Here is a 17,542-nt window from a genome sequence, read left to right as displayed (position 1 = left end):
TCCGAGCCAAGTGGCAGGCTGTTCACCACGCCCCCGGGTCGGGGGCGATCGTCGTGCTCACACCTCGGAGTATCCCGTGCTCGGCAAGCTGCTCATCCGCTATCTCAACACCTACCGCTGGTTCCTCGCGGGCGTTCTGACCTTCCAGTTCGTCTCGGCCATGGCCTCGCTCTACCTGCCGCGCCTCAACGCCGACATCATCGACAAGGGCGTGGCCCAGGGCGACACGGGCTACATCTGGTCGACCGGCACGATGATGCTCGGCATCTCGCTCTGCCAGATCGTCGCGTCGATCATCGCCACCTACTTCGCCGCGCGCGCCGCGATGAGCGCCGGGCGCGACATCCGCCGCGACGTCTACGACAAGGTCAGCGCGTTCTCCGAGCGCGAGGTGTCGCAGTTCGGGCCGGGGTCGCTCATCACCCGCAACACGAACGACGTGCAGCAGGTGCAGATGCTCGCGATGATGGGCGCGACCATGCTCGTCACCGCTCCGCTCCTCGCGATCGGCGGGGTCGTCATGGCGCTGCAGCAGGACGTCGGGCTCAGCTGGCTGATCGGTGTGGCGGTGCCCCTCCTGCTGGTCGTCGCGGGCCTCATCATCAGTCGCATGGTTCCGCTGTTCCGCAGCTTCCAGAAGAAGCTCGACGCCGTGAACCGGGTCATGCGCGAGCAGCTCACCGGCGTGCGCGTCGTGCGGGCGTTCGTGCGAGAGCGCATCGAGGAGGAGCGCTTCCGCGAGGCGAACACCGACATCCTCGTGGTCGGTCGCAAGGTCGGATCCCTCTTCGTGCTGCTGTTCCCGCTGGCGATGCTCGTGCTCAACGTGACGGTCGTCGGTGTCATCTGGTTCGGCGGCATCCAGGTCGATTCGGGTGCCGTGCAGATCGGCACCCTGTTCGCGTTCATGCAGTACGTCGGTCAGATCCTCATGGGGGTGCTGATGGCGAGCTTCATGACGATCATGATCCCGCGCGCGGCGGTCTCCGCCGAGCGCATCGGCGAGGTGCTCGCGAGCGAGTCGACCCTCACGCGGGCGGCCGACCCGGTCACCCGCTTCCCCGAGCCGGGGGCGCTGCAGCTGCGCGACGTGGAGTTCACCTATCCGGGCGCCGAGTCGCCCGTGCTGCAGGGCATCGGCTTCGAGGCGGCCCGCGGCGAGACCGTCGCGATCGTCGGTTCGACCGGCTCGGGCAAGACGACGCTCGTCTCGCTCATCCCCCGGCTCTTCGACGCGACGGGCGGCGAGGTGCGCGTGGGCGGCGTCGATGTGCGCCAGGCCGATCTCGACGAGTTGTGGAAGGGCATCGGGCTGGTGCCGCAGCGTCCGTTCCTCTTCACCGGCACCGTGGCGTCCAACCTGCGCTTCGGACGCGAGGAGGCCACCGACGAAGACCTGTGGAAGGCGCTCGAGATCGCCCAGGGCAGCGACTTCGTCGCCGAGATGGAGGGGCAGCTCGAGGCCCGCATCTCGCAGGGCGGCACCAACGTCTCGGGCGGGCAGCGTCAGCGCCTGGCCATCGCCCGCGCCATCGTGCACCAGCCCGACATCCTCGTCTTCGACGACTCGTTCTCGGCCCTCGACCTCTCGACCGACGCGCGGCTGAGACAAGCGCTGTGGCGGGAGCTGCCGGAGGTGACGAAGATCGTCGTCGCGCAGCGCGTGTCGACGATCACCGAGGCCGATCGCATCGTCGTGCTCGAAGACGGGCGCATGGTGGGGCTCGGCACCCACGAAGAGCTCCTCGAGAACAACGTCACGTACCGCGAGATCGTCGAGTCGCAGCTGGGGGTGGAGGCATGAGCGCTCCCGACGCACTGACCGAAGACGAACGGCTCGAACTCGAGCTCGCCGAGCAGGCGCGTCAGAACTCCGGCGACTGGGACAGCGTCGCCCCCGGCAAGGCCACGAACTTCGGCAGGAGCTTCGGCCGCCTCATCGGTCTGCTCCGCCCGCACGCCGTGGCCTTCACGCTCGTGTCGATCCTCGGGGCGATCGGCGTCGTGCTCGCCGTGATCGCACCGCGCGTGCTGGGCGAGGCCACCAACCTCATCTTCGAGGGCATCACCTCCCGCGCGCTCGGCGACTCCTTCCCCGTCGGCACGTCGCAGGCCGACGTCGTGGAGTCGCTGCGCAACTCCGGCCAGGGCGACATGGCGAACGTCGTCTCGGCGATGCAGAACTTCCAGGTCGGCGCCGGTGTCGATTTCGACCGCCTCCGCGGGGTCGTCATCGCGGTGCTCGCGATCTACGTCGCGTCGTCGTTCCTCAGCTGGGTGCAGGGCTTCGTGATCAACATCATCATGGTGCGCACGATGTGGCGTCTGCGCGAGTCGGTCGAGGCGAAGATCAACCGACTGCCCCTGTCGTACTTCGACAGGGTGCAGCGCGGTGAGCTCATCTCCCGCGTCACGAACGACATCGACAACATCACCCAGACGATGCAGCAGTCGCTGTCGACCGTGGTGACCTCCGTGCTGACCGTCGTCGGCGTGCTCGTGATGATGTTCACGATCTCGTGGCAGCTCGCGATCGTCGCGCTGATCTCCCTGCCCCTGATGGCCGTCATCTTCGGTATCGTGGGTCCGCGGTCGCAGAAGGCGTTCGGCATCCAGTGGCGCAAGGTCGGCCGGCTGAACGCCCGGGTGGAGGAGTCGTTCTCCGGTCACGCGCTGGTGAAGGTCTACGGCCGCGAGAAGGACTCCCGCGAGAAGTTCGAGGTCGAGAACCAGGAGCTCTACGAGGCGAGCTTCAGGGCGCAGTTCCTCTCCGGCATGATCATGCCGGGAATGATGTTCGTCGGAAACCTCACCTACGTCGGCATCGCCGTGCTCGGCGGTCTCATGGTGGCCAGCGGCAACCTGCGGCTCGGCGACGTGCAGGCGTTCATCCAGTACTCGCAGCAGTTCACCCAGCCGCTGTCCGAGCTCGGCGGCATGGCTGCGGTCATCCAGTCGGGCACCGCCTCGGCCGAGCGGGTGTTCGAACTGCTCGACTCCGAGGAGCAAGAGCCCGACGCCGACGACGCTCCCGCCCCGGTCGACGGCGAGGGCGTCATCGAGTTCGAGCACGTGCGGTTCTCGTACTCGCCCGACCGTCCGCTCATCACCGACCTGTCGTTCCGGGTCGAGCCCGGCCAGACGGTCGCGATCGTCGGACCCACCGGTGCGGGCAAGACGACCCTGGTGAATCTCATCATGCGGTTCTACGAGCTCGACGGCGGTCGCATCCTGCTCGACGGGCAAGACATCGCCACGCTCACCCGCGATGCCGTGCGTTCGCGCACCGGCATGGTGCTGCAGGATCCCTGGCTGTTCGCCGGCACGATCCGCGAGAACATCCGTTACGGACGCGCGTCGGCGAGCGACCAGGAGATCCTGGATGCTGCGACCGCGACCCGCGTCGACCGCTTCGTCCACTCGCTGCCAGACGGGTACGACACCGTGCTCGACGAAGACGCGTCGAACGTCTCGGCGGGCGAGAAGCAGCTCATCACGATCGCCCGCGCCTTCGTCGCCCGGCCGTCGGTGCTCATCCTCGACGAGGCCACCTCGTCGGTCGACACCCGCACCGAGCTCCTCCTGCAGCACGCGATGGCGGCACTGCGTGAAGGTCGCACGTCCTTCGTGATCGCCCACCGGCTCTCGACGATCCGCGACGCCGACCTCATCCTCGTGATGGAGCACGGCGACATCGTCGAGAAGGGCACGCACGCCGAGCTCATCGAGGCGGAGGGCGCCTACTGGCGCCTCTACCAGTCGCAGTTCGAGCAGGCGGCGGGCTCGGAGACCGCCGAAGCGATCACCGAGGAGGAGTCCGCGCCCCGCTGACATGCCGCCGCCGTCCGCGGCGTTCATCGACGCCTCGGGTACAGTGAACCGGCAAGCACCGCACCGTGCGACTCATCCCGCCGCACAGATTGGCCGCCATCCGTGACCTCCCCCGCGACGCCTGACCACGTTCGTCCCGACCCCGATCGGCCGCTCACGATCCTGATCGGCTGCGACACCTTCGCGCCCGACATCAACGGAGCCGCCCGTTTCGCCGAGCGCCTCGCGGCCGGCCTGGTGGTCCGCGGCCACGACGTGCACGTCGTGGCGCCGAACACCGAGTACCGTCGCGCGGCCCCGCGTACCGAGGTGGTCGAAGACCAGCCGATGACGCTGCACAGGCTGCCGTCGGTGCGCTGGCCTCCCCACGACTGGCTCCGTTTCGTCTGGCCGTGGCGGTCGAAGCACTACGCGCGTCAGGTGCTCGACGCGGTCAAGCCCGACGTGGTGCACATCCAGTCGCACATCGTGCTGGGTCGCGGTCTGGCCCGTGAGGCGCGCAAGCGCGGCATCCCGATCGTCGCGACCAACCACGTCATGGCCGAGAACCTGCTCGACTTCACCGCCCTCCCCGCGTTCCTCAACCGCTACATCCTGGCGCTGGCCTGGGCCGATGCGAAGCGCACGTTCGACATGACCCGCGCCGTCACGACACCCACGCGCAACGCCGCCGACTTCCTCGAGTCGACGATCGACCTCCACGGCGTGATCCCGATCAGCTGCGGCATCGATCAGGCGAACTACACCGCCGACCTCACCCCGCGTGAGGCGAACCGCATCCTCTTCGTCGGGCGACTGACGACAGAGAAGGGGATCGACGTGCTCCTGAAGGCGGTCGCGAAGCTCGATCCGTCCCTCGACGTGTCGGTCGACCTCGTCGGCGGCGGCGATCAGCGCAAAAACCTCGAGACCCTGAGCGACCAGCTCGGCATCAGATCGCGCGTCACCTTCCACGGGCACGCCTCGGAGGCCGACCTGCGGGCGTTGTACACGCGGGCGAGTGTGTTCGCCATCGCCTCGATCGCCGAACTCCAGTCGATCGCGACGATGGAGGCCATGGCGTCGGGTCTTCCCGTCGTGGCGGCGAATGCGGTCGCGCTGCCGCATCTCGTGCATGACGGCGAGAACGGGTTCCTGTTCGAACCGGGCAACGACGACGAGCTCGCCGCGCGCCTCACCGACGTGCTGACCGCTTCCCCGGAGGAACGGCTGCGCATGCAGAAGGCGTCGCTCGACGGCGTCTCCGTGCACGACATCGGCCGCACCCTCGACACCTTCGAAGCCCTCTACCGGGGCGAGCCGCTCCCCTCGTAACCGCATGCACGTCGTGATGTTCGGCGACCAGCACGTCGAGTCCTCGGGCGGCGCGCAGGTGTCGATGCGGCTGCAACGCCGCTTCCTCGAACGCGCCGGGCACACCGTGACGATCGTCGCGCCGCGCCTTCACGCGCGACGGATCGACGATCCGGCGTACCTCGACCTTCCCTCGGTGCCCCTCACCCCCGACCGCGAGTACGCGATGACCGTGCCCGGTCGCCGGGCCGATCGGCGGCTCGACCTCGCGATGACCGGGCGGCCTCCGGTCGACGTGGTGCACGTGCAGGCCGACTTCTGGGGCGCCGTCATCGGGCACCGGTTCGCCCGGCGGCACGGCCTGCCGGTCGTTCACACGATGCACAACCGCGTCGACGTCGGCATCGAAGCCACCGCCCCCTTCCCGAAGCTCGTCCTGCGGATGCTCAACTCCTGGGCGGGGCGGATGCTGCCGGCCGGGGCGACGTCGCGGCGCGGCACGGACGGGTGGGCGTATCTGCGGATGCTGGCGGAGGGTGCCGACGCCGTCACCGCGCCCTCCGCCCACTTCGCGCATCGTCTCGAGGAGCACGGCGTCTTCCCGAGAGTCGACGTGGTCTGGAACGGCATCGACGACGAGATCCTCGATGCCGCACGCGATCGCCCCCGTTCCGATTCGCCGCATCCGTCACGCCCTCGCTTCGTCTGGGTCGGGCGCATGAGCCCCGAGAAGCGGTTGCTACCGTTCCTGCGCGCGGTCGTCGAGTCGGGGGTGGCAGCCGACGTCGAGATCATCGGCGGTGGCGGGCAGCTGCGCGCTGCGCGTCGGATCGTCGAGGCGGGCACCGGCGCCACGCGGGTGGAGTTCGCCGGGCGACTTCCCTACGCCGAGACGCTGCGTCGCATCGGTGCCGCCGATGCGGTCGTGCAGACCTCGATCGGTTTCGAGACGCAGGGCATGACCGTCTTCGAGGCGGCGTCGCTGGGTACGCCGGCCGTGGTGAGCGATCCCGACATCGCCGCCGAGCTGCGCTCGGGATCGTGGCCGGTCGCCGACGCATCGACCACGGCGCTCGCCCGCGCCCTGAGCGCCGCCGCCGCGGACATCATGCGCGGCGCTTCCCCGCGGCCCGATCCGGCCGTCGCCGAGGAGTTCCGGCAGTCGTCTCGGACGGCCGCGATGGTCGAGCTGTACGACCGCGTGGCCGCGAGCACCCGCGGAGCGTGAGCGAGCCTCAGGGCAGGCGGTTGCGGTCGGTGGGGAGGCGGCGGTAGCCGTCGGTGAACAGCGAGCGGACGGACGCCGCGATCGCGACGGCGGCGAGCAGGGCTGAGGCGAGAAGGACGATCACGGCAGTAACGCTATGGTTGTACGAATCGAGCCACGAGTGGCAGGATAGACATGCATCGCGTTTTTCCTGCCATTCACCCATCGTGAGGTCGCACCATGAGAACGGTCGCCGTCGTCGTCCAGAACGGGTTCGCGCCCTTCGAGTTCGGTCTCGCGTGCGAGGCGTTCGGGCTCGATCGCAGCGACGACGGGATCGAGCCGTTCGACTTCCGCATCGTGACGCCGGAGCCGGGTGCCATCCCGAGCAACCTCGGATTCTCGATCAACGTCGAGCACGACCTGGCGTTCGCTGACGACGCCGACCTCGTGGTCGTCACCCCGATTCCGCGCGAGGACTGGGGGTGCGTCGACGTCCGCGTCGCGGACGTCGTGCGGCGGGCGGCCGACCGCGGCGCCTGGCTCCTGAGCGTCTGCAGCGGGTCGTTCGTGCTCGCCGCCTCGGGAGTCCTCGATGGTCACCGGGCGACGACGCATTGGCGGTACGCCGACGTGATGGCGTCGATGTACCCCGCGATCGACGTCGATCCCGATGTGCTCTACGTGCAGGCCGACCGCATTATCACCAGTGCCGGCACCGCCGCAGGACTCGACGCGTGCCTGCATCTGCTGCGGCAGGAGCTGGGCGCCGAGATGGCGAACATCATCGCCCGCCGCATGGTCGTGCCGCCGCAGCGCGACGGGGGGCAGGCGCAGTTCATCGTCGCGCCTCTTCCCATCGAGGCTTCGCTCTCGCTCGCCCCGGTGAGCGACTGGATGCTGCAGAACCTCGCGCTGGATCTGACGGTCGACCAGCTCGCGGCGCGGGCGCACATGTCTCCGCGCACCTTCGCCCGCCGGTTCAAGGCCGACTTCGGTGCGACGCCGGCCGCCTGGCTGGGGCGTCAGCGGATCATCCACGCGCAACGGCTGCTCGAGCAGTCCGGGCTCGGGCTCGATCGCATCGCCGCCGAGAGCGGATTCGGGTCGGCGGCGGTGCTGCGTCAGAACTTCGCGCGCACCCTCGGGATCACGCCGACCGCGTACCGCGCCCGGTTCGCCTGCACCGACGAGGCCCAGGAGGCCGTCGTCGGGGCAGGGTCGAGCGCGACGCCCGAACTCGCGCCCGTCGCCTGACCGAGCGGACCGCCGGCGTCAGGTGGACACGAACGCGGCGTGGTCGGTGCGGGTGAGGTCGGCGTACGCGTAGGCCCAGTCGACGATCGGATCGGCGAGGGCCCGGCCGCCGCCGGCGTAGCCGGCGACGGCGGCGGCGTTCGGCGACTGGGCGTGCGCGCGCGCGAGGGTGGCCGCGCAGGCCTGCGCGTAGCGCTGGAAGGGGGCGTCGTCGAGTTCGACCATCTCGATCCCGCCCTTCATGTCGTGGAACTGGCGCACGTAGAAGTCGCGATCGGGACCGCGGACGTGACCGAGGAACGGGTCGGACACCGCCTGCAGCACCCGTTGCAGCGAGACCACGCGAGCGCCCTCGCCGGATGCGGCGACCACCTCGGTCAGCGCGGCGGGCTGGTGGGCGCCGCCGTACTGCTCCAGAACGCTGCGCCCCGCCTCCTTGCCCTGCAGCATGAGCGCGTGCCCGTCGCCGTCCTGCAGCAGCACGAGGAAGCAGCGCGTGCCGACGCTGCCGACGCCGACCACGCGCAGCACGACGTCGACGGCTTCGTAGTGGGAGAGCAGCATCCGCACGTCGACGTTCACCGAGGCGCGGTAGTCGCCGTCGACGGCGAGCATGAGGCGGGCGGTGTCGAGGTCGACGTGCACGGTGGTCGGCGGCTGATCGACGAAGGCGAGGCGCCCTCCGTCTCCCTCGGTCGTGAGCCTGCGGACCGCCCGCTTGCCCGTGCGGCGCTTGGCGTCGCGGATGGCTTCGACGACGACGCTCCGCGACTGCGGGTCGTAGGAGTCGAGCAGTTCCTGCGGGCTGAAATGCTCGAAGTAGCGCGCGAGCGGGTCGCGTTCGACCAGGCGGTCGAGCACCCGCGCGTAGGTGCGCACGGCCGCGGCCGCCGACTCCTGCACGACGCGGTCGTCGCGTGCTGTCTCCTGTCCTGCCAGCACGACGCTCGTGACGAGCCGCTTGAGGTCCCACTCCCACGGTGCCCATGCGGCCTCGTCGAAGTCGTTGAGGTCGAACACGAGCGAGCGCTGGGGCGAGGCGTAGAACCCGAAGTTCGCCACGTGCGCGTCGCCGCAGGATGCCACGGCGATCCCCGTGCTCGCGTCGCGCGCGAGGTCGGCGGCCATGACGGCGGCGGCTCCCCGATAGAACGCGAAGACGCTGGCCGACATGCGCTCCGCGCGCATCGGCACGAGCTCGGGCACCCGCGAGGCGTTCTGCGAGGCGAGGACGCCGAGCGGGTCGCGGCCGGTCGTGGTGAGTCGCGCCAGATCGCGGCGCGGGAGGCGCTGCCGCGCGTCCCTGCCGAAGGCGCGTCGGTCTGCGGAGCTCGGCGGCGGGTTGCGCGGTTCGGCGGGTGCGGGCGTCGTCACGGCATCACCGTAGTCCTCCGCCGGGAGGGCTGGTGGGAAACGGGGGTCGCTGATAAAGTTGAGTCCGACGCACTCAACTTTTATCGAGTGCCCACCGATTTCCAGGAGACCGTATGAACGCCACGCAACAGCCCGGACAGGAGGAGGCGCAGAGCGCCCTCGAGCAGTTCGGCATCAACCTCACCGACCGCGCCCGTCAGGGCAAGCTCGACCCCGTCATCGGGCGCGACTCCGAGATCCGCCGGGTCAGCCAGGTGCTCACCCGGCGCACCAAGAACAACCCCGTCCTCATCGGCGAACCCGGTGTCGGCAAGACCGCCGTCGTGGAAGGTCTCGCCCAGCGCATCGTCGCGGGCGACGTGGCCGAGAGCCTCAAGGGCAAGGAGCTCATCACCCTCGACATCTCGGCGCTCGTCGCCGGGGCGATGTACCGCGGTCAGTTCGAGGAGCGCCTCAAGAGCGTGCTCAAGGAGATCACCGAGTCCGACGGGCGGGTGATCACGTTCATCGACGAGCTGCACGTGCTCATGGGCGCCGGCGGCGGAGAGGGGTCGGTCGCCGCGTCCAACATGCTCAAGCCGATGCTCGCGCGCGGAGAGCTGCGCCTCATCGGGGCGACCACGCTCAACGAGTACCGCGAGTTCATCGAGAAGGATGCTGCGCTGGAACGCCGTTTCCAGCAGGTCTACGTGGGCGAGCCGACCGTCGAAGACACCATCGCGATCCTCCGCGGACTCAAGGAGCGCTACGAGGCCCACCACAAGGTCGCGATCGCGGATGCGGCTCTCGTCGCCGCAGCATCCCTGTCGCACCGCTACATCCCGGCCCGCCAGCTGCCCGACAAGGCGATCGACCTGATCGACGAGGCGGCGTCGCGCCTGCGCATGGAGATCGACTCGGCGCCGCTGGAGATCGACGAGCTGCGGCGCCACGTCGACCGGCTCAAGCTCGAAGAACTCGCGCTGAAGAAGGAGAAAGACGCCGCGTCGAAGGAGCGGCTGGCAGCTCTGCGCGAGACCCTCGGCAAGGAGCAGGCTCACCTCGACGAGCTGCAGGCCCGGTGGGAGCGCGAGCGCGCCTCGCTCAACCGCGTCGGCGACCTGAAGACGAAGCTCGATACGGCCCGGATGGAGGCCGAGCGGGCGCAGCGCGAGGGCAACCTCGAGAAGGCGTCGCGCCTGCTGTACGCCGACATCCCCGCGCTCGAGCGCGAGCTCATGACGGCCGAGGGCGAAGAGACCGCCGGTGAAGACCGGATGGTCAACGACCAGGTCACCGACGAAGACATCGCCGCGGTCATCGCCGCGTGGACGGGCATTCCCGTCGGGCGGCTGCTGCAGGGCGAGACCGAGAAGCTACTGCACCTCGAGGCCGAACTCGGCAAGCGCCTGATCGGCCAGAAGGACGCCGTGAAGGCAGTCGCCGACGCGGTGCGCCGCTCGCGTGCGGGCATCAGCGATCCGAACCGGCCGACCGGGTCGTTCCTCTTCCTCGGGCCCACGGGCGTCGGGAAGACCGAGCTGGCCAAGTCGCTCGCCGACTTCCTCTTCGATGACGAGCACGCGATGGTGCGCATCGACATGTCGGAGTACGGCGAGAAGCACTCGGTCTCGCGCTTGGTCGGTGCCCCTCCGGGATACATCGGGTACGAGCAGGGTGGTCAGCTCACCGAGGCCGTTCGCCGACGCCCGTACAGCGTCGTCCTCCTCGACGAGGTCGAGAAGGCCCATCCCGAGGTGTTCGACGTGCTGCTGCAGGTCATGGACGACGGCCGGCTGACCGACGGCCAGGGCCGCACGGTCGACTTCACGAATGTGATCCTGATCCTCACGTCGAATCTCGGCTCGCCGATCCTCATCGACCCGCTGCTCTCGCTCGATGAGAAGAGGGCGCAGGTGCAGGCGCTCGTGCGCCAGGCGTTCAAGCCGGAGTTCATCAACCGCCTCGACGACATCGTGATCTTCCAGGCGCTGACGGAAGATGACCTCGCCCAGATCGTCGAGCTGTCGGTCTTCGCCCTGCAGCGGCGTCTGCGCGAGCGCCGGCTGACGCTCGCCGTCACGCCCGACGCGCGTTCGTGGCTGGCCGAGCGCGGATACGATCCGCTGTTCGGCGCCCGGCCGCTGCGCCGGCTCATCCAGTCCGAGATCCAGGACCGCCTGGCCATGGCGATCCTGGCGGGCGGGGTGCACGACGGCGACGTGGTTCGCGTCGACGTGGCCGCCGATGGGTCGACGCTCGTGCTCACGAGCGACGGCCCGGAGGACGAAGCCCGGGTCTAGGCTGGCGCGTGCCTCCTTCGACCGACGATCGAGACGCATCGCGGCGAAGGAGTGCACGTGTCGAAGAAGGTCAAGCGGGTCCCGAAGAAGGCGTACGAGGCGGAGCTCGAGCGGTTGCAGATCGAACTCGTCGAGATGCAGCAGTGGGTGACGGCGGTCGGCGCGAGGGTGCTGGTCATCTTCGAGGGCCGGGATGCGGCGGGCAAGGGCGGCGCGATCAAACGCGTCATGCAGTACCTCAACCCGCGTCACGCGCGCGTCGTGGCCTTGCCTCAGCCCTCGGATCGCGAGCGCGGGCAGTGGTACTTCCAGCGCTACATCGAGCGTCTCCCCGCGGCGGGCGAGATCGTGCTGATGGATCGGTCCTGGTACAACCGGGCCGGGGTCGAGCGCGTGATGGGCTACTCGTCGGACGAGGAGTACCAGCGCTTCCTCGTGCAGACGCCCATCGTGGAGCGCCTGCTCGTGGCCGACGGCATCATCGTGCTGAAGTATTGGTTCTCGGTCTCCGACGGCGTGCAGCAGGATCGGTTCGCCTCCCGGCTGAACGACCCGATGCGTCGATGGAAGCTCTCACCCACCGACCTCGAGTCGATCCTGCGGTGGGAGGACTACTCGCGGGCGAAGGATGCGATGTTCGACGCGACCGACATCGACGAAGCGCCCTGGTGGACGATCGAGAGCGACGACAAGCGCGCCTCACGTCTCAACACGATCGCGCATCTGCTGAGCAGCATCCCGTACGAGCGATCCGAACCCGACGAGATCGAGATTCCCGACCGCCCGCCGATCGCCGACGACGCGCGACCGCCGCGCGACCTCCACCGCTCCGTTCCCGACATCGCGAGCGCCCTCGGCGCGAAGAGGAAGTGACCGCGGGTAACGTCGGAGCATGAAGACGGCGCGGGCGCTCTGGGGCTCCACTCATCCCGGTCCGGCGCTCGTCGTCACGGCGCTCTCGCTCGCTCTCGGCATCGCGACGGGCCTCGATCCTGCGCGCATTGCCCTCCTCGTGGCATCGGTGCTGTGCAACCAGATCTCGGTCGGCCTCTCCAACGACGCCATCGACGCCGGCCGTGATCGCGCCGTGGGGCGCACCGACAAGCCCATCGCCGCGGGCGTCGTCTCGGTGCAGCTCGCACTCGGTGTCGCGGTCGGGGCGGTCGTCGCCTCGCTGGCGCTGTCGGCGGTGCTCGGATTCGGGATGCTGGCGGGCCAGGCCCTCATGATCGCCGGGGCCTGGGCGTACAACGCGGGGATGAAGTCGTCGGCCTTCTCGCTCGTGCCGTTCCTCGTCAGCTTCGGGGTCTTCCCGTCGCTCGCGACCCTTTCCGCTCCCGCGCCGACCCTCGCCCCGTTCTGGGCCGCGATCGCCGGTGCTGCGCTCGGAGCGGCGGTGCACCTGACCAACGTGCTCCCCGACCTCGACGACGACCGGGCGACCGGGGTGCGCGGTTTCCCGCATCGCATCGGGCCTCGTGCATCCGCGCTGCTCGCCGTCGCGGGGCTCTTCATCGGAGCGGCGGCCGTGCTCCTCGGTCCCGTCGGCGGCGACCTCGGCCGGATCGCCTGGCCCGGGTGGCTGTTCGCGGGGGCCGTGGGCGTCGTGGCGGTGGCCACCGGCATCCGCGCCCTCGTGCGCCCACCCGATCGCACGGTGTTCCGCTTCGTGATGCTGGCGGCGCTGCTGCTCGCTGCGCAACTGGTGGCGACGGGTTCGGCGCTCGGCGGCTGAGCCACGGGGCGACTCCTCACGCCGCGCGATCGAGACCCATCGCGTAGGCGTGGGCGACGACGCGGCCCGCGGGGGTGCCGAGTGCGACGCGGAGGGCAGCGCGGCGGAGCACGTCACCGGTCGGCCCCATCGGACGACCGAGCGAGGTGTTCATCGCGGCGAGCCGCGCCGCGGTCTGCGCCGAGGCGATGCGCGCTCGCTCCCAGCGCCGCAGGTCGGCGTCGGGGCGGCGACCGGCCCGCACCCACTCGATCAGGAGCGGGACGAGCGTAGCCGCGTCGAGCAGACCGAGGTTCATGCCCTGACCGCCGATCGGGCTGACCTCGTGGGCGGTGTCACCGATGACCACGAGTCCGCCGCGCACGAGACCGGAGGCGACGGCGCGCCGTACGCGGAAAGACGACGCCGCCGTGAGTTCCGCGGCGGCCTCGCTCTCGCCGCGCATTGCGAGCGCGGCGCGCAGTCGCTCGGTGCGGGCGGCGGGATCGTCGTTTCCACCGGCGTCCCAGGCGACGAACCGTCGGCGTCCGCCGGGCAGCGGGAACGACTCGAGCACGCCGCCGTCGTCGAGGTGCACGACGGCCACCGGCCCGCCCGGGGCGGTGAGATCGGCCATGAGGTAGCGGTCGGGATACTCGCGCACCGCCACGCCGCCCTCGCGGAACACGAGACCGCGCGACCCGACGCCCGCGGCCACCACCGCGACGCGGGCGAGGAGGGGCTCGGCGCCGTTCATGAACACGCGCACCCGGTCGCCGTCCGGGCGCACGGCCGTCACGTCGACGCCACGGCGCACGGCGGGCGCGTCGACGGCGAGCACGGCTTCCGTCGCGGACTGCGGCAGGGTCGCCACGAACGGGAACCGCGCAGAGAGCCGGTCGAAGCGCACCTCGCCGAGCAGTCGGCCGCCCGATCGTGCCTCGCCGCGCTCCACGCGCAGCGCGTCCGCCAACAACCGCTCGGTGACCCCGGATGCTTCGAGGGCCGCGAGAACCGGGGCGTGCAGGCCGATCGCCCGCGAACCCGGGGACGCCTCAGGACGCTTTTCGAGCACGACCACGTCGAGGCCGGCGCGATGCAGGCGCCCGGCCAGCAGCATCCCCACCGGTCCGGCGCCGACGATCACCACGTCATGCACGCCCTGCTCCCGTCGCGAGCAGGCGGAACGGCGCGGGGCGGTCGACGCGCCACGGCCGGCCGAGGGCGTCGGCGAGTTCGGCGGCGCGGTAGCTGCGGCGGATCGACCGCAGTCCGTCGGTATGAAGGAAGGTGCCGGGGCTGAGGGGCGCGACCCCGACCCCGTAGAGCGCGTAGGCGAGGCGTCCGCGCTCGATGTCGGCGTGCAGCACGGTGCCCCGCGACAGGGCGAGCGAGTCGTCGGCGAAGCGGGTCAGCGCCGCCGGGGAGAGGTGGTGCAGCACGTGATTCGACACGACGACGTCGAAGGTCTCGCCCGCCGCGAGCAGTTCGGCCGAATCGGCGCGAACGAAACGGATGCGGCTCGAGCTGCGCCCTCGCGCGGCCTCATGCGCGCGCGGGTCGGGATCGGCCCCGGTCCAGTCGACGACGAGCCCGTCCTTCCGGGTGAGGGCGTCGAGCCGGGCGACGAGGTCGCCGCCGCCGGAGCCCAGATCGAGCACGCGCGCCGGTCGGCCCAGGCTCCTCAGGTACGGCCGCAGGCGTGTGCGGTACACGCCGCCCCAGCCGGCGACGAGCCGGTTGACGGTGTCGAAACGACGATAGGTGGCGGCGAGGCGCACCGGGTCGCAGTCGGGGTCGTCCATGATCTCCGTGAGATCGACCGCACGTTCGCGCATGCTCATCGCGCGGTCAGCGACCGGTGGCGCCCGCGACCAGGTCGCGGACCGCCTCGACGGGTGCCTCGACCCCGCGCACCGACATCCGCGCGGCCTCGATCGTGAGTCCGGGTCCGAAGGCGAGCACCGCGAGTCGCTCGCCCTCGCGACGGTCGTGCTCCATCATGCGGCGCAGCACGAAGAGGATGGTCGCGCTCGACATGTTGCCGTACTCGCGCAGCACGTCGCGCGAGTGGGCGAGAGCGCTCGGGTCGAGGTCGAGGCCGTCCTCGACGCGGTCCAGGATGCTGCGCCCGCCCGGGTGCACCGCCCACGCGTCGACGGCCGCGGTGCCGCCGAAGAGGTCGAGGGCCACCGCCTCGATCTCGCGTCCGATAATGCGCGGCACCTGGGCGGTGAGGGTCATCTCGAACCCCTCGTCGCCGACGGTCCACACCATGTCTTTCTCGCCGTCCTCGGTGAGCCGGGTGCCGAACCCGTCGAGGTCGAGGCGCCGACCGACATGTCGGGCGGGATCGGCGCTGACGACCGCCGCGGCCGCGCCGTCGGCGAAGACCGATGCGGCGACGATCTGCTCGGGGTCGTTCGAACTGCGGATGTGGAGGGAGCACAGCTCCGCGCACACCACGAGCACGACCGCGTCGGGTTGCGCCGCCGCGATCCGGGCGGCGGCCCGGAGGCCGGGGATGGCCGCGGCGCAGCCGATGAATCCGAGGTGGTAGCGCTCGGTCGCAGGCGAGAGCCCGAGGTCGCGTACGAGCAGGTAGTCGGGGCCGGGAGCGAACATCCCCGTACACGACACGGTGATGACGTGCGTGACTTCCGAGGGGTCTACGCCGGAGCGGGCCAGGGCGTCGCGGGCGGCGGCCGCGAACAGTGCCGGCACCGTGCGGCGGTACTCGGCGTTGCGCTCGCCGGTCGACGGTACGCGCAGCACCGGGGTGCCGTCGCGGAGCTTCAGCCCCGATGCGTCGCCGCCGCCGAGCTCGCCGAGCACCGTGTAGCGCGTATCGATCGCGGCGGCATCGAAGGCCGCACCGAGCAGGCGGCGCGCGCGTCGGTCGATGGCGGGCTGCTCCGCGAGGAGGTCGCGCACGTCGCCCTGTCGCAGGCGCGTTGCGGGCACCGCGGTGCCGATCCCCAGGATGCTGGCAGTCATGCTTCACCATAGGCATACCTGGGGGCTCCGGGGTCGGTCTGGCGAACCGTCTTGCCGCCGTCTATGGTGCGTCCGGCTCCGCCGACGATCGATGCTCGCGCTTGTATGCTGTCGAACAGCGTGCATGGCCGGTCGCCCTTGCAACGACAGGGCAGTGCGCGGGGGGTCCGAGTAGCTGAGAGGCTGACGATGGTCGACGAATCGTCCGTACCTGACGAGGTCATGCAGGCGACGATCGATGCGTCGGGTGCGCTGCTCGCCATCATCGCGCGATCGCTCGAACCCGCGCTGGAACAGGTGACGGTCGCGCAGTTCCGCATTCTCGTCATCCTCCATCGGGAAGGCCCGACGCGCATGGGCGCGCTGGCCGAACGAGCCGGGGTGGCTCCGTCGACCGTGACGCGCATGATCGAGCGGATGATCGGCGGCGGGTGGGTCGAGCGCGAGACCAGCGCGGCGAGCCGCCGAGAGATCTTCGTGCGTGCCACGTCCCGCGGAGCGGAACTCGTCGACGAGGTGATGCGGCGGCGGAAGGACGAACTGCGGATCGTGCTGGCCGACGTGCCGCCCGAGCGTCAGGAGCAGCTTCGCCGCGCGCTGGGAGCCTTCGCGGCCGCGGCCGGCGAGGCGGGTCCGCAGCCGGACTCGTGGCCCGTGCTCTGACCGCGGCCGCTACACCTCTTCGGACTCCGCGCGGGCGAGCCCGAGTGTGAGGATGTCGGTTCGCGCGAGCGCATCTATGACCGGGAACGTGTCGAGGGCCTCGCGGAACTCCTCGCGTTGACGGTCGTCGAGGCGGCGCAGCACCCGCTCGAACTCGGCGCGATACCGGGCGGCGATGTCTTCCAGCAGGTGAACGCCGCGAGGGAGTATGCGCAGCGTTGCGGCTTCGGCCGCGCCGGCAGAGACGACGAACCGCTCGGCGGCGAGTCGGTCGACGTCGTCTGCGATCCTCTCGGGGGGTCGATTGAGACGCGAGGGCAGATGCTCGAGCGGCCAGCCCTGCGATGCGAGGGCGACGAGGCGGACGTCGTCGAATCGTGCTCCCTCGACATTGTTCGCGACAGCGCGAGCGGTGATCGCCAGAACGGCGCGGAGAGCTCCCATGACTTCGTCATGCTCATCTGCGTCGGGTGCGTTCGTGTCTGTCGCCATACTTCCTCTTCGAAGTCAAACCGGAATCCGATTGGATGACCTCTGGTAGCTTCGGTTAACAATTGCACAGAAGCAACCATTGGCTCCGTCGTAGAAACTTCTCGCAGCGGCGGTCTCCATGTTGCGTGCTCCGACCCACCCGATACAAAGGATTCACGTGAAAATCACTTCCACATGGAAGAAGATGGCGGCCGTCGCGGCCGTCGTCGCACTGAGCTCGGCCGGCGCCCTTCTCGGCACGACCGCGGCACAGGCCGCACCCGCAGACTTCTCGGTGACGAGCCCCACTTCCGGACAGACGGTCGACTCGCGCACCGTCACCTTCACCGGTACGGGAACCAGCGGCTCGCGGATCAACGTTCTCGACGAGAACGGTGACCGCATCCCGGGCACCGGTTCGGCCGTCGTCTCCAACGGTGTCTGGTCGACGAC

General features: G+C 70.1%; 15 protein-coding genes. 10 read left to right on the top strand and 5 right to left on the bottom strand.

What is annotated here, in order from left to right:
• Positions 1 to 76 precede the first annotated feature (76 nt).
• From DEA06_RS04825 to DEA06_RS04805, 5 genes are all read left to right on the top strand, one after another.
• Positions 77 to 1,804 (top strand): ABC transporter ATP-binding protein, encoded by a 1,728-nt coding sequence (locus DEA06_RS04825; RefSeq protein ID WP_116646856.1) that lies wholly within the window; start codon positions 77 to 79, stop codon positions 1,802 to 1,804.
• The gene (locus tag DEA06_RS04820) at positions 1,801 to 3,831 is read left to right on the top strand and encodes an ABC transporter ATP-binding protein (protein WP_116646855.1); all 2,031 of its coding nucleotides are present in this window, start codon (positions 1,801 to 1,803) and stop codon (positions 3,829 to 3,831) included. The genes DEA06_RS04825 and DEA06_RS04820 overlap by 4 nt, the downstream gene beginning before the upstream one ends.
• Positions 3,832 to 3,933: 102 nt before the next feature.
• The gene (locus tag DEA06_RS04815) at positions 3,934 to 5,145 is read left to right on the top strand and encodes a glycosyltransferase (protein ID WP_116646854.1); all 1,212 of its coding nucleotides are present in this window, start codon (positions 3,934 to 3,936) and stop codon (positions 5,143 to 5,145) included.
• Positions 5,146 to 5,149: 4 nt separating this feature from the next.
• Positions 5,150 to 6,352 carry a glycosyltransferase gene (locus DEA06_RS04810; RefSeq protein ID WP_116646853.1) on the top strand — a complete coding sequence of 401 codons (1,203 nt, stop codon included), beginning with the start codon at positions 5,150 to 5,152 and terminating at the stop codon, positions 6,350 to 6,352.
• Between the two features lie 219 nt (positions 6,353 to 6,571).
• Positions 6,572 to 7,588, top strand: coding sequence for a helix-turn-helix domain-containing protein (locus tag DEA06_RS04805; protein WP_116646852.1), 1,017 nt, complete (start codon positions 6,572 to 6,574; stop codon positions 7,586 to 7,588).
• A gap of 18 nt (positions 7,589 to 7,606) precedes the next feature.
• Here DEA06_RS04805 and DEA06_RS04800 read toward each other — a convergent pair whose 3' ends face one another.
• Entirely contained in the window at positions 7,607 to 8,962 is a 1,356-nt protein-coding gene (locus tag DEA06_RS04800) for a DUF2252 family protein (RefSeq protein ID WP_116646851.1), read from the bottom strand.
• 113 nt (positions 8,963 to 9,075) lie between these two features.
• Between DEA06_RS04800 and DEA06_RS04795 the strand changes: the two genes are divergently transcribed.
• From DEA06_RS04795 to DEA06_RS04785, 3 genes are read left to right on the top strand one after another with little or no spacing between them, the layout of a single operon-like run.
• Positions 9,076 to 11,244 carry an AAA family ATPase gene (locus DEA06_RS04795; protein ID WP_116646850.1) on the top strand — a complete coding sequence of 723 codons (2,169 nt, stop codon included), beginning with the start codon at positions 9,076 to 9,078 and terminating at the stop codon, positions 11,242 to 11,244.
• A 57-nt stretch (positions 11,245 to 11,301) separates the two neighbouring features.
• Positions 11,302 to 12,117, top strand: a complete 816-nt coding sequence (gene ppk2, locus DEA06_RS04790) for a polyphosphate kinase 2 (protein ID WP_116646849.1) — start codon at positions 11,302 to 11,304, stop codon at positions 12,115 to 12,117.
• 19 nt (positions 12,118 to 12,136) lie between these two features.
• On the top strand, positions 12,137 to 12,979 hold the full coding sequence (locus DEA06_RS04785) for a UbiA family prenyltransferase (protein ID WP_116646848.1): 843 nt from the start codon (positions 12,137 to 12,139) through the stop codon (positions 12,977 to 12,979).
• Between the two features lie 16 nt (positions 12,980 to 12,995).
• On the opposite strand, the gene DEA06_RS04780 is transcribed toward DEA06_RS04785, so the two are convergent.
• The 3 genes from DEA06_RS04780 to DEA06_RS04770 are packed head-to-tail and all read right to left on the bottom strand — an operon-like array spanning position 12,996 to position 15,955.
• Entirely contained in the window at positions 12,996 to 14,117 is a 1,122-nt protein-coding gene (locus DEA06_RS04780; RefSeq protein ID WP_116646847.1) for an NAD(P)/FAD-dependent oxidoreductase, read from the bottom strand.
• Positions 14,110 to 14,802, bottom strand: coding sequence for a methyltransferase domain-containing protein (locus DEA06_RS04775; RefSeq protein ID WP_116646846.1), 693 nt, complete (start codon positions 14,800 to 14,802; stop codon positions 14,110 to 14,112). The genes DEA06_RS04780 and DEA06_RS04775 overlap by 8 nt, the downstream gene beginning before the upstream one ends.
• Before the next feature lie 7 nt (positions 14,803 to 14,809).
• Complete coding sequence (locus DEA06_RS04770) at positions 14,810 to 15,955, bottom strand: type III polyketide synthase (RefSeq protein ID WP_116646845.1); 1,146 nt, start codon at positions 15,953 to 15,955, stop codon at positions 14,810 to 14,812.
• A gap of 189 nt (positions 15,956 to 16,144) precedes the next feature.
• Here DEA06_RS04770 and DEA06_RS04765 point away from each other — a divergent pair, with 189 nt between their 5' ends.
• On the top strand, positions 16,145 to 16,618 hold the full coding sequence (locus tag DEA06_RS04765; protein WP_165817925.1) for a MarR family transcriptional regulator: 474 nt from the start codon (positions 16,145 to 16,147) through the stop codon (positions 16,616 to 16,618).
• Positions 16,619 to 16,627: 9 nt separating this feature from the next.
• Here DEA06_RS04765 and DEA06_RS04760 read toward each other — a convergent pair whose 3' ends face one another.
• Complete coding sequence (locus DEA06_RS04760; RefSeq protein ID WP_116646843.1) at positions 16,628 to 17,110, bottom strand: hypothetical protein; 483 nt, start codon at positions 17,108 to 17,110, stop codon at positions 16,628 to 16,630.
• Positions 17,111 to 17,267: 157 nt separating this feature from the next.
• Here DEA06_RS04760 and DEA06_RS04755 point away from each other — a divergent pair.
• A partial coding sequence (locus tag DEA06_RS04755) for a hypothetical protein (protein WP_205781218.1) occupies positions 17,268 to 17,542 on the top strand: 275 nt, incomplete at its 3' end.

This window comes from Microbacterium sp. Gd 4-13 (genome assembly GCF_003095395.1).
Lineage (GTDB): Bacteria > Actinomycetota > Actinomycetes > Actinomycetales > Microbacteriaceae > Microbacterium.
This window is presented reverse-complemented; position numbering and strand designations above follow the sequence as displayed.

Excerpts from the sequence above, each read along its gene's own strand:
- DEA06_RS04820 (WP_116646855.1), top strand. The coding sequence starts at position 1,801 with ATGAGCGCTCCCGACGCACTGACCGAAGACGAACGGCTCGAACTCGAG.
- DEA06_RS04810 (WP_116646853.1), top strand. The coding sequence starts at position 5,150 with ATGCACGTCGTGATGTTCGGCGACCAGCACGTCGAGTCCTCGGGCGGC.
- DEA06_RS04805 (WP_116646852.1), top strand. The coding sequence starts at position 6,572 with ATGAGAACGGTCGCCGTCGTCGTCCAGAACGGGTTCGCGCCCTTCGAG.
- DEA06_RS04795 (WP_116646850.1), top strand. The coding sequence starts at position 9,076 with ATGAACGCCACGCAACAGCCCGGACAGGAGGAGGCGCAGAGCGCCCTC.
- DEA06_RS04785 (WP_116646848.1), top strand. The coding sequence starts at position 12,137 with ATGAAGACGGCGCGGGCGCTCTGGGGCTCCACTCATCCCGGTCCGGCG.
- DEA06_RS04775 (WP_116646846.1), bottom strand. The coding sequence starts at position 14,802 with ATGAGCATGCGCGAACGTGCGGTCGATCTCACGGAGATCATGGACGAC.
- DEA06_RS04770 (WP_116646845.1), bottom strand. The coding sequence starts at position 15,955 with ATGACTGCCAGCATCCTGGGGATCGGCACCGCGGTGCCCGCAACGCGC.
- DEA06_RS04765 (WP_165817925.1), top strand. The coding sequence starts at position 16,145 with ATGGTCGACGAATCGTCCGTACCTGACGAGGTCATGCAGGCGACGATC.
- DEA06_RS04760 (WP_116646843.1), bottom strand. The coding sequence starts at position 17,110 with ATGGCGACAGACACGAACGCACCCGACGCAGATGAGCATGACGAAGTC.